The sequence below is a fragment of the Pseudomonas sp. NFX5 genome (genome assembly GCF_049132125.1).
GTDB classification, from domain to species: Bacteria; Pseudomonadota; Gammaproteobacteria; order Pseudomonadales; family Pseudomonadaceae; genus Aquipseudomonas; species Aquipseudomonas marginalis.
Map to the genome: position 1 here is coordinate 1 of NZ_JAFMZG010000028.1, position 13439 is coordinate 13439.

Consider the following 13439-nt stretch of genomic DNA (forward strand, 5'->3'; position numbering starts at 1 on the left):
TGAGGCGTTGAGCTAACCAATACTAATTGCCCGTGAGGCTTGACCATATAACACCCAAGCAATTTGACTACTCGAAAGAGCATCAGATTGCGGTGTGTGAAGACGCAATGAACCGAAAGTTCGAGATTTCACAAAGCACCGACAGCTGTCACATACCCAATTTGCTGAAGCGAGGCCAGCCGGCCACGACTCAGTACCCGAATTTCTTGACGACCATAGAGCATTGGAACCACCTGATCCCATCCCGAACTCAGCAGTGAAACGATGCATCGCCGATGGTAGTGTGGGGTTTCCCCATGTGAGAGTAGGTCATCGTCAAGATTAAATTCCGAAACCCCATTTGCGAAAGCAGATGGGGTTTTGTTTTGGGCGCTCGAAAAGTGCGCAAAGATGCACGACAAATTTGCACAGTTATTTCTGAACCAGACCACTAGAATAGGCACCTAACCTTTTTTAGAGTCAGAGCCCTATCTATGCCGGATCCGGTTGATGCCCTTGAGGTGTCGGATTTACCGCTGGACAACTTGGTTGCATGCCATGAGTGCGACTTGCTGATGCGCAAACCCATGCTCGCCCTCGGTGAAAAAGCCCAATGCCCGCGTTGCGGTTATGAACTCTACGCTCACCGCCATAATGTCGTTGAGCGCAGCCTCGCCCTGGTACTCGCCGCGCTGTTGCTGTACGTCCCGGCGAACTTTCTGCCCATCATGCAGCTCAATCTGCTCGGGCAGTCCTCAGAGGACACTGTGTGGAGTGGCGTAGTCGGTCTATTCGATACCGGGATGCAAGGCGTCGCCGCCGTGGTGTTCCTATGCAGCATGGGTATTCCGCTGCTCAAGCTGCTTTGCCAGCTGGTGGTGCTGCTCAGTATTCGTTGGAAGATCGGCCGTAGTTACGGCCTGCTGCTGTACCGCATTTACCATCATATGAAAGATTGGGGAATGTTGGAGGTCTACTTGATGGGCGTACTGGTGGCGATCGTGAAACTCGCCGACATGGCCTCAATCACCATCGGCCTGGGTCTGGTCTGCTTTGTCAGCCTATTAATGGTTCAGGTTCTGCTTGAGGTGGTGATGTCGCCGCACCAGATCTGGCAAGCACTGTCAGGAGAGGATGATCATGCGGGCGATTGATGCGGGCATTCTGATTTGTACTGAATGCCACGAACTGAACAAACAAGAGCCTGACACCGATGAGCAAACCTGCACGCGATGCGGTGCGCTGATCCATGCCCGTCGCCCCAACAGCCTCACCCGTACCTGGGCCTTGCTGATCACGGCGGCCATTCTGTATATCCCCGCCAATCTGTTGCCGATCATGACCGTCAATTCCCTCGGCCAGGGCGAGCCCAGCACCATCATGGCCGGAGTCATCCAACTGGTGCAGCACGGCATGTTCCCGATTGCGGCTGTGGTGTTCATCGCCAGCATCCTGGTGCCGACGTTCAAGCTGGTGGGCATTGGCCTTTTACTGTTCTCGGTTCAGCGTCACCAACCGCTTTCCGCGCAGCAACGCATTATCATGTACCGCTTTATCGAATTCATTGGCCGCTGGTCCATGCTGGATATCTTCGTGATCGCCATCCTGGTGGCGGTCGTAAACTTCGGACGGCTTGCCAGCGTCGAGGCCAACCTTGGCGCCGCAGCGTTCGCCAGTGTGGTGATCCTTACGATGCTTGCCGCAGTAACTTTTGATCCCCGACTGATTTGGGATAACACGGAGTCGGACGACGACCATGAGTGATTTGCCTAAAGCTAAAACCCGCCCGGCCTCCAACTGGTCAGCCATTTGGGTTCTTCCCCTGATTGCCTTGATCATCGGCGGTTGGCTGGGGTGGCGTGCCTATTCCCAGCAGGGTATTGAGATCCAGGTGCGCTTTGAAAGCGGCGAAGGCATCCAGGCCAACAAAACCGAAGTGGTCTACAAAGGCATGTCCGTGGGTAAGGTAAAGACCCTTGCCCTTGACGACGAGGGCAATAATCGCGGGGTGATTGCCACCATCGAGATGAACAAGGATGTCGAGCAATACCTCAAGACCAACACGCGTTTCTGGCTGGTCAAGCCCAGTGTCAGCCTTGCCGGTATCACCGGCCTGGAAACCCTGGTCTCGGGTAACTACATCGCCGCCAGCCCCGGTGACGGTGAGCCCACACGCAAATTCAAGGCGCTCTCCGAAGAGCCGCCTTTGTCCGACGCCAAGCCTGGCCTGCACCTGACCATCAAGGCCGACCGCCTCGGCTCGCTCAACCGTGGCAGCCCGGTGTTCTATAAGCAGATACAGGTCGGCCAGGTCAAAAGCTACTTGCTCTCCGAGGACCAGAGCACCGTCGAGATCAAGGTCTACATCGAGCCGACCTACGCCAACCTTGTGCGCAAACACACCCGCTTCTGGAACGCCAGCGGCATCAGCATCGATGCCAATCTCTCCGGCGTGAAGGTGCGCAGCGAATCCCTCTCCAGTATCGTCGCCGGCGGCATTGCCTTCGCCACGCCGGAGAATCGCAAGGACAGCCCGCCGACCGATCCGAGCCTGCCGTTCCGCCTGTACGAAGACTTCGACGCAGCCGCTGCCGGTATCAAGGCCAAGGTCAAGCTCACGGACTTCGAAGGCCTGCAGGCCGGGCGTACACCGGTGATGTACAAAGGCATTCAGGTGGGCAGCCTGAAAACCTTGAAGATCGACCCGGACCTGTCCAGCGCCAACGCCGAGCTGACCCTCGACCCCTTGGCCGAAGACTACCTGGTTCAGGACACCCAGTTCTGGGTGGTCAAACCTTCCATCTCGCTGGCCGGCATTACCGGCCTGGAAGCCCTGGTCAAAGGTAATTACATCGCCATTCGTCCTGGTGACAAAGGCAGCGCCCCGCAGCGCGAATTCGTCGCCCGCGCCAAGGCGCCGCCGCTGGACCTGCGTTCCCCTGGCCTGCACATGGTGCTGTTCACCGACAACCTCGGCTCCCTGGATGTCGGCAGCCCGATCCTCTACAAACAGGTCAAGGTCGGCTCGGTGCAGAGCTACCAGTTCTCGCGCAAGAACAAGCAGTTGGTGATCGGCGTTCATATCGAGAAGGAATACGAAAACCTGGTTAACGGTTCGACACGTTTCTGGAATGCCAGCGGCGTGACCCTGACCGGCGGCCTTACCGGTGGTATCCAGGTGAAGAGTGAGTCCCTGGCCAGCCTGATGGCCGGCGGTATTGCCTTCGAAACGCCGCAGCCGAACGTACCGCTGAAAAAGCGCATTCCACGTTTCCGTTTGTTTGCCGACCGTGAGGCGGCCAATCAGCATGGCACCCTGGTGACCATCAAGGTCGAGCGTGCTGACGGTATGCGTCCAGGCACACCGGTACGTTTCAAAGGCCTGGATGTCGGTAAGATCGAGAGCGTGGACCTCAGTGCCGATATGCAATCGGTGTTGCTCAGTGCACGTATTACCCAAGTAGCGGACCGCATCGCGCGCGTCGGCAGCCAGTTCTGGGTGGTCAAGCCAGAGCTGGGCCTGATGAAAACCTCCAACCTGGAAACCCTGGTCACCGGGCAATACATCGAGGTGCAGCCGGCTGCGAAAAACGCCGGTCCGCAGAAGAGCTTCGTCGCACTGGCCCAACCCCCTGAAGCTGTTCGTCAGGAGGCTGGCCTGAGCCTGACACTCAGCGCCGCACGCCGTGGCTCGTTGAAGGAAGGTGTGCCGGTGACCTACCGTGAAGTCACCGTGGGCAAAGTGACCGGCTACGAGTTGGGCCAGACCGCCGATCGGGTGCTGATCCACATCCTCATCGAGCCCAAGTACGCACCGCTGGTACGCAGTGGCAGCCGCTTCTGGAACACCAGCGGCTTTGGCCTCGACTTCGGTCTGTTCAAGGGCGCGACGGTGCGCACCGAATCCCTGGAGACGCTGGTGGCCGGCGGTATCGCCTTTGCCACGCCAGACGGCGAGCGCATGGGCAACGCCGCGCGGCCGCAGCAAACCTTCCCGCTGTTCGACAAATTCGAAGAGGAATGGCTGACCTGGGCACCGAAAATCCCACTCGGCAAATAAAGCTACAAAAAAAGGCCGCGATCCAATGGATCGCGGCCTTTTTGCATTTCAGCGCAAAACGTCAGACCTCATCCAGCTCCGGTTCATCCGCCTGCACATTCACTGTCGCCTTCACCACATCATGGCGACGGATGTACTTCCAGTCTGCCTCATCGATGTAGATCCCGTTCGGCCCGCTGCCGCCTTCCAGGTCGATTGCCACCTGGGCAGACACCTGCGGCTTCACACTGGCGAGGATCGGCACGAAGCCCAGCTGCAAACTGGTTTCCAGCAACGCCGCCTGGTTCTTCTCATCGATATCCGCTGCTTCGTCGAGGTAGTACGGCAAGCGCACACGCCCGGCCTGGTCACGGTCCATCAAGTGCAGCAACAAGTACATGTTGGTCAGCGCCTTGATGGTCATGGTGGTGCCGTTGGACGCCGCGCCATCGATGTCGGTGTGGATCACCGGCTGGCCGTGCACCTTGGTGATTTCGAAGGCCAGCTCGAACAGGTCCTTGAGGCCCAACTGGTTATGGTTGGCGGCCACCAGGCGGGCCAGGTATTCCTTGGCCTCTTCGTTCTTGTTGTCCTGCTCGGCACTTTGGCTGAGGTCGAACACCGACAGGGTTTCGCCTTCTTCGTACTGGCCAGCACTGTGGATGATCTGGTCGATATGCTTGAGGGCTTCCTTGTTCGGCGCGAGTACGATGCGGAAGCTCTGCAGGTTGGACACCTGACGCTTGTTGATCTCGCGGTTGAACAGCGCCAGCTGGTGTTCCAGGCTGTCGTAGTCGCTGCGGATATTACGCAGGGTTCGCGCAATGTCAGTGACCGCCGCGCGGCGCGCCTTGCCCAGTGTCAGCGCCTCATCGGTGCGGTGCGCATAAGCGTTGATCAACAATTGCAGACGACGCTCTACATCATCCTCGCTGTCGAACTTGGCCACGCCCTTGAGGCGCACCTGAGCATACAGCGCCTCGATCTGGCCATCGGCACGCAGCAGGCCCTGCCAGCTGTCCTGATAGTCATTGAGCAGCGGCAGCAGGTTATCCATGGAGTCATCGACCGGGTCCATGAACGGCGTGCCGAACGGCAAGTCGGCCGGCAACAGCTGCCTGCGGCGCAAGGCGTCATCCAGCGTACGTTGCTTGGCTTCCATATCGCCGATCTGGCGGCCCACCAGTTGCAGCTTGGCGGACAGTTGCTGGACGCGCTCGGTGAACGCATCGCTGGAACGTTTCAATTCATCCTGGGCCGCTTCCATCTGTGCCAGGTTTTCCAGTTTTTCGCCTTCTTCGGCACTCAGGGTTTGCGCGCGACGGAAGTCTTCCAGCGCCTTTTGCGCGTCCAGCACCTGCTGGTACAGCGCTTCGGTCTGGGTCTTGCTCGCCGCGCGGTCGGAGGCCACGGCCTGCTGGGTTTTCAGCTGCTTGAGTTCTTTCTCCAGGCGTTCCTTTTGGTCGCGCAACGCCGCGCGATCCGCCAGGGCCTGCAGCGCCGGTGGTTCGATGTGGGAGATGTCGATGGACAGCCCCGGCACTTCAAAGCGCTCGCCCTTGAAGCCATCGAGGATCTGCTCCAGGGATTTGACCCACTGGCCGTCCTCGTCCAGGGTGATGCCGTGTTCACCTAGTGGCAGGCTGAACAACGAGCTGTTGAACAGGCGCATCAGGCGCTCGACGTCCTGCTGCGAAAACTCTTCGCGCAGCTTGGCGTAGCTGTTGTTATCCGCGTGATCAAGCTGCTGCTTGACCGACTTCAAGCGTTTTTCCAGGTCACGCAGACGCTCGTCCAGATCCTCGGCGCTGAACTGCCGCGACTGCGCCAGGGCGCCCGCCAGTTCATCGTGAGCATCCTTGGCCGCCAGCAGTTGCTGCTCCAGGACCTTGACGTCATCCACCAGGGCAAAGCGATGCTTGAGCACCGACAGCTCGCCCAGCCAACGCTGGATGCCGCTGATTTCCCGCTCCAGGCGCATCAGCTCCTGGGTGCCGCCACGCTGGTCGTTCTGCAGTGCGTCCTGCTCGTTGCGGTAGTGCTCGGCCTGGATGGTCAGCTCTTCCTTGCGCGCACTGGCATAGTCCGACCAGGTGCCGAGCAGCGAATCCAGCAGCGGCGACAGGCGATGCAGCTTGCCGCGCAGTACGTCGCGCTGGCGAACGCCGTTGGCCAGGGCTTCCACCAGCGGGCCGGCTGCGACCAGGGAATTGTAGTCCTGCTCCATACGTCGTACGTCGCGGAAGGCTTCTTCGCACGCTGCGATGTAATCCACACTGCCCGAACGCAGGCTGTGCTCGAACGCATCGAGGAACAGCTGCTTGAGCTTGGCCGCGGTGATTTCGCGCATGTGCAGCAGGTTGATAAACAACGCGCGGAAGGTTTTCAGGCTTTGCTCACTGGTGGAGCGCAGCGGGATCAGGGTCAGGTCCAGCGGGATCGACGTATGACCACCCACCAGCAAACGGCGCAGTTCATCCGGCTTGAGTTCGTAGGCTTTCAGGCCTTCGCGCTCAAGGTTGGTGAACAGCTCCTTCTGACGCAGGCAGGTGTCGTTTTTCTGATAGTGGGCCAGGTCCAGCTTGCCGGCGTAGGCAAAGAACTGGTGCCCGAAACCGCCGCCCGGGCCGCGCCCGACCACGCCGATTACGTGGGGGCCATGGGGCAGGGAGACTTCCACCAGGATGTAGCTGGTGTCGGTGGCGAAGTAGAAGCGTCGCGATTGCTCCAGGGTGTACTTGCCGAAACTCATGTCCGACATGCGCGCCAGGATCGGGAACTGCAAGGCGTTGATCGACGCGGATTTACCCAGGTTGTTGGCGCCATACACCGACAGCGGTTCTTCCAGCGGGAACAAGCCCAAGCTGTAGCCGGCGGTGTTCAATAGGGCGAAGCGGCGGATGCCGTAGCGTTCCTTGCTCATGCGTCGGTCTCCTGTTCTTCGGCAATGGCGCGGGCCAGGGCGTCTTCTTCGCTTTCTTCCGCGAAGTCACTCAAGTCCAGCGGGTCATCGGTCTTCAGCAGCTTCTCATCGCTGTCTTCGTCGATGATCACCGGTGCCGGCAACGGCAACACGCTGTGCACGCTGGCCGCGAGGTCACGGTCTTGCTGCACCGACAGGCACACGTCGAGGAAGCGGTGCATCGGTGGCAGGAAGCGGTAGATGCCGTTGTCTTCGCTGGCAAAACCCAGCTGGGTCATGCGGCGCATGATCTTTTCTTCGAGTTCTTCCTGGGTCTGCACTTCGGCCTGGATAAACAGGTCGCGGTACTTTTCCAGCAGGGACGGCAGTTCATCGCGACCGAGGCTGCCACCGTCGAGCACGGCGATCGGGTCGCGGCCCTGGTCGGCCAGGTGCTCGACAATGATGAAGGTGAACAGCGCCAGGCGCTGGGCGGTCTTGTTGACCTGCGCACTGGCAATCGCGGAGTCCGGCACGAAGTAGTAGAAGCCACGGGTATCGCACACCAGCTCAAAGCCCAGGGCCTTGAACAGCGTGCGGTACTGGTCCTGGAAGTTCGACAGTTGCGCGTACAGCTCGGGGTCGCGGCGGCTGACGTGGTAACCCTTGAACAGCTCGCGAAAGATCGGCGCCAGCTGGGACAGTTCGGATAGATCAAGATGCATGAGGTGTACTCGCAGAATGCTCGGCGGCGTCGGTGCCGGCCGGGAGCAGGGCGAATGAGCGCAGGCTGACCTGGTGCTCGTGTGTGTGGTAGTCGCGGCGTTCCAGGCGCTCGCGCTTGAAGCGTTTCTCCCGCGAGAGCCGCGAGAACCAGTACAGCAATTCGTCGGTGGCACCGTCCGGTTCCTGCTCCAGCAGCCAGGTCATCAGGTCCGGCATCGGCAGCGCGTCTTCGCAGCGCTCGAGCATTTCCTTGACCGTCCGCGGTGCGCGCTGGGCTTCGCCCTTGTGGGACTTGTGCGCCTTGGGGAACCGGGCCGGTTTCGGCTCGAAGTTCGCCAGGGCATACACATAGGCTTCGACCTGGCTGGCACTGCCGAGGAAGGTGCTTTGCGGTCGGGTAAACATCGGCATCGCCGCCTGCGGCACCGCGTCCAGGCCTTTACGGCGGATGGCCGACAGCGCCAGCGCCGCACCGCGGGTCACGGCGTTGTGCCGACGCGCTTCTTCGCGCAGCGGCAACAGCAGCTCGCGGGCATGCCGCAAGGTCAACTGGGCGCTGGTCTGCATTTCGAGGATGCGCGCGTGGGTGCGCAGCAGCATGTCGTCGTCCACCAGGTGGCCGAGGCGCTGTTGCTCGGTGAGCATGCGCAGCAGCACGTTTTCCACTTTGCGCACGCCTTGCTCGAAGGCACCGTCGGCGTTCACCAGCTGGATCATCGGTTCGACGTACTCGTCCCAGGTTGCCAGGACTTCAGCATAACGCTGGCGCAGCGGGATCTGCCGGTCGCTGGTCTTGGCACGGTCGGCCACGGCCGCGAGGGCCTGTTCGTCGTTGGCGAGTTTTTTCAGTACGTCGCGTACGCGCATGTCCAGCAGGCGCAGTTGGCGGGCCAGGTCGTGGCCATCACGAATGTCGAAGGCATCCTGGATATAACCGGCCAGGCGCTCCAGATGGCGCAGGTAGGCTTCGATCTCCAGGCACAGGCCAAGCCGGTGCTCCTTGCGAAGATAAGCCAGGAAGTCGTGGATCTGCGCGTTGAGCTCGAAACGGTTCGGGCTCTTGGCGACAGGCACCAGGATATCCAGGCGAATCCACACGTCCAGCAGGCTGGTGATGTCCTGGGGCGTGCTGTCCAGTTGTTGGGCGGCCAGTTGTGCGCGCAGCTCGCCGAGGCTCAGGGTGCCTTGGTCGAAGTGTTCGCACAGTGGCTCAAGTAAGGCCCAGTGTTCGGCGAGGGCGCGCAGGACGCGCTTGGGTTCGATCATGGGAATGGCCGGCTGGTTGGCGATTAAAAGTCGCGATTGTACTGCATCAGGCGCGGGATTTATCCACAGCCGGTCAGTGCACAGTGGGCGATTGTTACCGAACAGCGGTAGAATCCCCGCTCTTTACTTATCCACAAGTGGCCGAGCTGTGCTTATCGAGTCCCGACGTCGCGCTTACTTGACCGCCATGCAGGTGGTCAACTGGCTGCCCCGCACCGAACTGCCGTTCGCCGCCCCGTCGCGGCCCGAGCTGTTAGCGGCGCTTGAGCCCTATGAGGCGTTCGAGGTTTCGGGGGAGGAGGCGGCTGCACCGGTGGCCGTGGTCAAACCCGTACTGGAAGCTCGTCCTGCGGTTGAACGCGTCAAGGTCGAGGTGCCGCGCCCGGGGCCAATGACCAAGCCCGTGGTGGCCGAAGCGGCTGCGCCGGTTGCCAAGGCCCCCGTGGTGCCGCCGCCACGTTTTGCCCTGCAGTTATTGCGGGCCGGGCGTTGCCTGCTATTGGTGGAGTTACCCACCGGCGAGCGCTTCCAGACCCGCGACCCCGCCTACATGCTGCTCAAGGACATGCTGCGCGCCGCCGGCCTGCCCGACAGCCCGCAAATCGTCGGCGACCCGGTCCGTTGGCCGCTGCTGGTACGCGGCACCATGAACCAGGGCCCGGAAGCGGCGCGGGATTTCGTGCAAGGCTTCGTCTCGGCACGCCTGGAGGACGAACCCTGCGTGTGCCTGTGGCTGATCGGCCTGCCCGCCGTACGATTTGCCGGTGAAGCGAACGCAGAAGCCTGGTACCGCGAACTGCAGGTCGAGGGCCTGGGTTCTGTATGGGCCCTGCCGGGCCTGGAATTATTAATGGAAGAGCCACAGCGTAAGGCTGATGTCTGGCAAGCCATGCGCCGGCTGATGGCGCGCTGGAAAACAACCGATGAGTGAGGCTTTATCCTTCCGCCCGATGACCGAGGCCGACCTCGACGCCGTGCTGAAAATCGAATACGCGGCGTTCAGCCATCCCTGGACCCGCGGGATCTTTCTCGACGGCCTGGGCAAGTACCAGATCTGGCTGATGTTCGAAGGCGAGCAGCAGGTAGGTCACGGCGTGGTACAGATCATCCTCGATGAAGCGCATTTGCTGAACATCACCGTCAAGCCGGAAAACCAGGGCCGTGGCCTGGGCCTGGCACTGCTGGAACACCTGATGTCCCGCGCCTATGCCGCCAACGCGCGGGAATGCTTCCTGGAAGTGCGCGACAGCAATACCGGCGCGTTCCGCCTGTATGAGCGCTATGGCTTCAACGAGATTGGGCGTCGTCGGGACTATTACCCAGCCGTGGGGGGGCGTGAGGATGCAGTCGTGATGGCCTGTACCCTGGTCGATTAAACACACAAGCCAACGTGGCAGGGGGCAGGTCGCCCCTCCCACATTTGGATTTGCGCAGTGTCAGCGGTTTCCGTCCACCGGGTCCAGATCAGCCAGTTCCGCTTCATCCAGGCCATTGCCGCCGCCAATGTCATCTTCATCGACAATGCTCAGGTCAAAATCCGCCGGGTTGTCTTCGCCCGCCTCCCGAGCATCCCGCGCACCGTCTTCATGGATCAGGGTTTCCGGGCTCATATCATCATCGGTCGACTCATGATCCGCCGTTGAAGCCCCGGTCATTCCGGCCTCGCGCACCCGTTCGTCGGGCATCAGCTGTTCTCGCTCGCCACGGGGGATCTCATTGCCAATCTCCGCCGTCGGTTCTTCCTCGTCAAAATCCAGCTCGCGCATCGAGCCCATGCGGTCTTCGTTGTCGTCAATCGGTTCGGGCTGTGCAGCGCCGTAGGGACGTCGTGATTCAGTCATGGCCAATCCTCATACTGTGGGGCTTATAGTGTGTGGACAGGCATGGCCCCCCAAGATTCAAGTAATTGGCCGCCGGCTATCTTTATGATCGGCGTGACCCGGACAGGCGGTCGTCTGTCAAAGCTGCGCATCATTCCTGAGGCTTTCCCTGATGAACGAACTACAAGACCTGCTTGATAACAACGAACGCTGGGCGGATGCGATCAAACAGGAAGATCCCGAATTCTTCGCCAAGCTCGCCCGCCAGCAGACCCCTGAATACCTGTGGATCGGTTGTTCCGATGCGCGGGTACCGGCCAACGAGATCGTCGGCATGCTGCCCGGTGATCTGTTCGTACACCGCAACGTGGCCAACGTGGTGCTGCATACAGACCTCAATTGCCTGTCGGTGATCCAGTACGCGGTCGATGTACTCAAGGTCAAACATATCCTCGTCACCGGCCACTATGGCTGCGGCGGCGTGCGCGCCTCGATGCAGGACCGCCAGTTCGGCCTGATCGACGGCTGGCTGCGCACCATTCGCGACCTCTACTACGAAAACCGTGACGTGCTGGCCCAACTGCCGACCGAAGAGGAGCGTGTGGACCGCATGTGCGAGCTGAACGTGATCCAGCAGGTGGCCAACGTCGGCCACACCAGCATTGTGCAAAATGCCTGGCACCGTGGGCAGAGCCTGTCGATCCACGGCTGCATCTACGGCATCAAGGACGGCCGTTGGAAGAGCTTGAACACCACCATCAGTGGCTTCGAGCAACTGCCGCCGCAGTATCGCCTGCGTCCGCTGGGCGAAGCCTAAGGCCGTTTGCGTTCGCGCCAATGGGTCATGAACGCCTGGCCCTCGGCGTTCAAACACTCTGTGCTGCCGGTGATCCAGCCCCGGCAGTTCAGCTCGCCGCATTGGCAGGCGAACTGTCGGAACAAGGTGTCCTCGGTACTGGCGTAGTCCAGGGTCAACGGGGCGCCGGCGGGGATGGGCTGTACGGTCCAGAGTTCCAGGTAAGTGGTGTCGAAAAACACATTCGGGTTGCAGGAGTGTCGCAGCAGGCCGCAGAACCAGCTGTCATACAGGTGGATGCGGGCGGACAGCTGCAGCGTATGTGGGCGTCGCTCGTTCACGGCGTAACCGGACACCCGGGCAATGCGCACGCGGCCGTCGAAACCCACGCGAGCCCTGACGCCGCCGCCGTCGCGCTCAACCTTAAAGTGCTTGGCCGAAGGGTAGCCCTGTTCAACGAGCAGTGTCTTGAACGGGTACAAACCATCACCCACAACGGTTTTAGCCTGGTCCATGGCTTGAGTTTTCATAACTCTCCTTGGTTAGGCTGCATCGACCTGCGGGTGGTGGCTGACTACCAGTCTTGCAGCGGATGGGCCCGGCTCAAGACTCGCTGAACGTGGAGCCGATTTCTACTGTCAACTTTGACAGTAGAAGTCGGATTTTTTTGCTGTCTACAGCGCAGGCGCCGTGATGCTGGGGGCGGGTGCTGCGTTTTTCAGCTGCTTGAGCTGCGTCTTGATCGAAGGCGTGGCGCATTTGGCGTTCGCCTGTTCCGGGGTCAGGTTGCGCACCGAGGTGTAGAACAATTCGCAGGTCTGCTCTTTGCGCGTGACCTGCCAGGTGTTCATGCAGGCCTTGAGCAGTACATTCGGATCGCTCGCGGGCTTCTGGCCCATTCCGGCCTGCCAGCAGGCGGCGCTCAAGTCCTGGCCCATCACTTTCAAGCCGGCTTCGTCGGCTTTCTGCTCGTTACCGTCATAGGTGTCCGGGCTGGCCGCGTACCAGATGTAGCTGGGGTGGTTGGCGCCCAGCACCGAGACGGTCCTGCCCGCGGCAGGGCTGATCTGCGCCAGGCCCAGCACACCCACGGTCTGCCCGTATTGCTGCTTGATCCAACTGCGCACCGGCGCGCCGAACGCGACCATTGGCAGCGAGCCGTTGGGGTGCAGGCTCAGTTCGCTGACCATGCGGGTCTGGTAGTCGGTGAAGTAGCCGTAGACGTTCTCCAGGTCCTTGCCCGCATTGGAAGGGGCGGCGATGGGGGCGATATCGATGATGGTCTGGTAGGCCGGGGTTTCGGTGGCCGGCACGCCGTTATCGGTGAGCAGGCTGGCCCAGCGGTCGGTGGTGGCCGACTCCAGGTAATCCTGGGCCTGGGTCAGCGAATAATCCGGCGGGAAATGCAGCAACTCGATGCTCTTGCGGTTTTCCAGGGCCATGCCCAGTGGCAGGAACAGGTACCAGTTGTACGCCCACTTGCCGTCGCTGTTGAGTCTGCTCGCGCCCTGGTAGGCCAGGTCAGCGGTATTGAGCAGCGCGGTCAGGGGCTGGCCGTAACTGTCGGGTACACCGCTGAAGGTCGCGGCGAGCTGCCCTTCATGGTTCTTGACGCTGACCTTGGCTCGGCTGTAGCCATCGCGCTGCAGGCTTTGGTTCAGGTAGTGCTCGGCGGTCTGCTCCAGCGTCCATGGCCGAAAGCAGATCACATTGCAGTTATTGGGGTAAGCGAACAACTGGGTCACCCGTTGAGTGCTGCCCAACGGTACTTCGATGTCGGCGTGTACGACCGCACTGGCCATCAGTGCGGCCAGGGTGAAGGACAACCTGGTCGGTTTGAACATACTTGATTCCTTGTCAGCGAAAGCCCGTCTGCGCGGGGTGAAAGCCCACCTCCTCACAGTAGCGGTT

12 protein-coding genes and 1 rRNA gene are annotated in these 13439 nt (G+C 60.8%); 7 read left to right on the forward strand and 6 right to left on the reverse strand.

Annotation, left to right across the window (positions count from 1 at the left end):
* Positions 1 to 205 precede the first annotated feature (205 nt).
* The 4 genes from rrf to J1N02_RS17040 all read left to right on the forward strand — a co-directional run bounded on the left by rrf (position 206) and on the right by J1N02_RS17040 (position 4039).
* Positions 206 to 321 (forward strand): 5S ribosomal RNA (gene rrf / locus J1N02_RS17025).
* A gap of 152 nt (positions 322 to 473) precedes the next feature.
* Positions 474 to 1133: a paraquat-inducible protein A gene (locus tag J1N02_RS17030; RefSeq protein WP_027606960.1), complete on the forward strand. Its 660-nt coding sequence runs from the start codon at positions 474 to 476 to the stop codon at positions 1131 to 1133.
* On the forward strand, positions 1120 to 1743 hold the full coding sequence (locus tag J1N02_RS17035; RefSeq protein ID WP_027606959.1) for a paraquat-inducible protein A: 624 nt from the start codon (positions 1120 to 1122) through the stop codon (positions 1741 to 1743). Before J1N02_RS17030 ends, J1N02_RS17035 begins: the two co-directional genes overlap by 14 nt.
* Positions 1736 to 4039, forward strand: coding sequence for a PqiB family protein (locus tag J1N02_RS17040; RefSeq protein WP_027606958.1), 2304 nt, complete (start codon positions 1736 to 1738; stop codon positions 4037 to 4039). The genes J1N02_RS17035 and J1N02_RS17040 overlap by 8 nt, the downstream gene beginning before the upstream one ends.
* Before the next feature lie 61 nt (positions 4040 to 4100).
* Here J1N02_RS17040 and mksF read toward each other — a convergent pair whose 3' ends face one another.
* Genes mksF through mksB form a run of 3 tightly spaced genes read right to left on the reverse strand, consistent with a single transcriptional unit; the run spans position 4101 to position 8912 of the window.
* Positions 4101 to 6941 (reverse strand): Mks condensin complex protein MksF, encoded by a 2841-nt coding sequence (gene mksF, locus J1N02_RS17045; RefSeq protein ID WP_027606957.1) that lies wholly within the window; start codon positions 6939 to 6941, stop codon positions 4101 to 4103.
* The gene (gene mksE / locus J1N02_RS17050) at positions 6938 to 7645 is read right to left on the reverse strand and encodes an Mks condensin complex protein MksE (protein ID WP_027606956.1); all 708 of its coding nucleotides are present in this window, start codon (positions 7643 to 7645) and stop codon (positions 6938 to 6940) included. Before mksE ends, mksF begins: the two co-directional genes overlap by 4 nt.
* The gene (gene mksB / locus J1N02_RS17055; protein ID WP_027606955.1) at positions 7635 to 8912 is read right to left on the reverse strand and encodes an Mks condensin complex protein MksB; all 1278 of its coding nucleotides are present in this window, start codon (positions 8910 to 8912) and stop codon (positions 7635 to 7637) included. The genes mksE and mksB overlap by 11 nt, the downstream gene beginning before the upstream one ends.
* Before the next feature lie 187 nt (positions 8913 to 9099).
* Here mksB and J1N02_RS17060 point away from each other — a divergent pair, with 187 nt between their 5' ends.
* Together J1N02_RS17060 and rimI are read left to right on the forward strand one after the other, a co-directional pair.
* Positions 9100 to 9843, forward strand: coding sequence for an energy transducer TonB (locus tag J1N02_RS17060; protein ID WP_421147575.1), 744 nt, complete (start codon positions 9100 to 9102; stop codon positions 9841 to 9843).
* On the forward strand, positions 9836 to 10288 hold the full coding sequence (gene rimI / locus J1N02_RS17065) for a ribosomal protein S18-alanine N-acetyltransferase (protein WP_003188286.1): 453 nt from the start codon (positions 9836 to 9838) through the stop codon (positions 10286 to 10288). The genes J1N02_RS17060 and rimI overlap by 8 nt, the downstream gene beginning before the upstream one ends.
* Before the next feature lie 60 nt (positions 10289 to 10348).
* On the opposite strand, the gene J1N02_RS17070 is transcribed toward rimI, so the two are convergent.
* Positions 10349 to 10753, reverse strand: a complete 405-nt coding sequence (locus J1N02_RS17070) for a hypothetical protein (protein WP_027606953.1) — start codon at positions 10751 to 10753, stop codon at positions 10349 to 10351.
* Positions 10754 to 10904: 151 nt separating this feature from the next.
* Here J1N02_RS17070 and can point away from each other — a divergent pair, with 151 nt between their 5' ends.
* Positions 10905 to 11549 carry a carbonate dehydratase gene (can, locus tag J1N02_RS17075; protein ID WP_003188288.1) on the forward strand — a complete coding sequence of 215 codons (645 nt, stop codon included), beginning with the start codon at positions 10905 to 10907 and terminating at the stop codon, positions 11547 to 11549.
* Here the strand turns inward: can and J1N02_RS17080 are convergent.
* Together J1N02_RS17080 and J1N02_RS17085 are read right to left on the reverse strand one after the other, a co-directional pair.
* Positions 11546 to 12058, reverse strand: coding sequence for an SET domain-containing protein-lysine N-methyltransferase (locus J1N02_RS17080; protein ID WP_169899197.1), 513 nt, complete (start codon positions 12056 to 12058; stop codon positions 11546 to 11548). The two genes, can and J1N02_RS17080, sit on opposite strands and share 4 nt — an antisense overlap.
* Positions 12059 to 12202: 144 nt before the next feature.
* Entirely contained in the window at positions 12203 to 13372 is a 1170-nt protein-coding gene (locus J1N02_RS17085; RefSeq protein WP_027606951.1) for a hypothetical protein, read from the reverse strand.
* Positions 13373 to 13439 lie beyond the last annotated feature (67 nt).

Excerpts from the sequence above, each read along its gene's own strand:
- J1N02_RS17030 (WP_027606960.1), top strand. The coding sequence starts at position 474 with ATGCCGGATCCGGTTGATGCCCTTGAGGTGTCGGATTTACCGCTGGAC.
- J1N02_RS17035 (WP_027606959.1), top strand. The coding sequence starts at position 1,120 with ATGCGGGCGATTGATGCGGGCATTCTGATTTGTACTGAATGCCACGAA.
- J1N02_RS17040 (WP_027606958.1), top strand. The coding sequence starts at position 1,736 with ATGAGTGATTTGCCTAAAGCTAAAACCCGCCCGGCCTCCAACTGGTCA.
- mksF (WP_027606957.1), bottom strand. The coding sequence starts at position 6,941 with ATGAGCAAGGAACGCTACGGCATCCGCCGCTTCGCCCTATTGAACACC.
- mksE (WP_027606956.1), bottom strand. The coding sequence starts at position 7,645 with ATGCATCTTGATCTATCCGAACTGTCCCAGCTGGCGCCGATCTTTCGC.
- mksB (WP_027606955.1), bottom strand. The coding sequence starts at position 8,912 with ATGATCGAACCCAAGCGCGTCCTGCGCGCCCTCGCCGAACACTGGGCC.
- J1N02_RS17060 (WP_421147575.1), top strand. The coding sequence starts at position 9,100 with ATGCAGGTGGTCAACTGGCTGCCCCGCACCGAACTGCCGTTCGCCGCC.
- rimI (WP_003188286.1), top strand. The coding sequence starts at position 9,836 with ATGAGTGAGGCTTTATCCTTCCGCCCGATGACCGAGGCCGACCTCGAC.
- J1N02_RS17070 (WP_027606953.1), bottom strand. The coding sequence starts at position 10,753 with ATGACTGAATCACGACGTCCCTACGGCGCTGCACAGCCCGAACCGATT.
- can (WP_003188288.1), top strand. The coding sequence starts at position 10,905 with ATGAACGAACTACAAGACCTGCTTGATAACAACGAACGCTGGGCGGAT.
- J1N02_RS17080 (WP_169899197.1), bottom strand. The coding sequence starts at position 12,058 with ATGAAAACTCAAGCCATGGACCAGGCTAAAACCGTTGTGGGTGATGGT.
- J1N02_RS17085 (WP_027606951.1), bottom strand. The coding sequence starts at position 13,372 with ATGTTCAAACCGACCAGGTTGTCCTTCACCCTGGCCGCACTGATGGCC.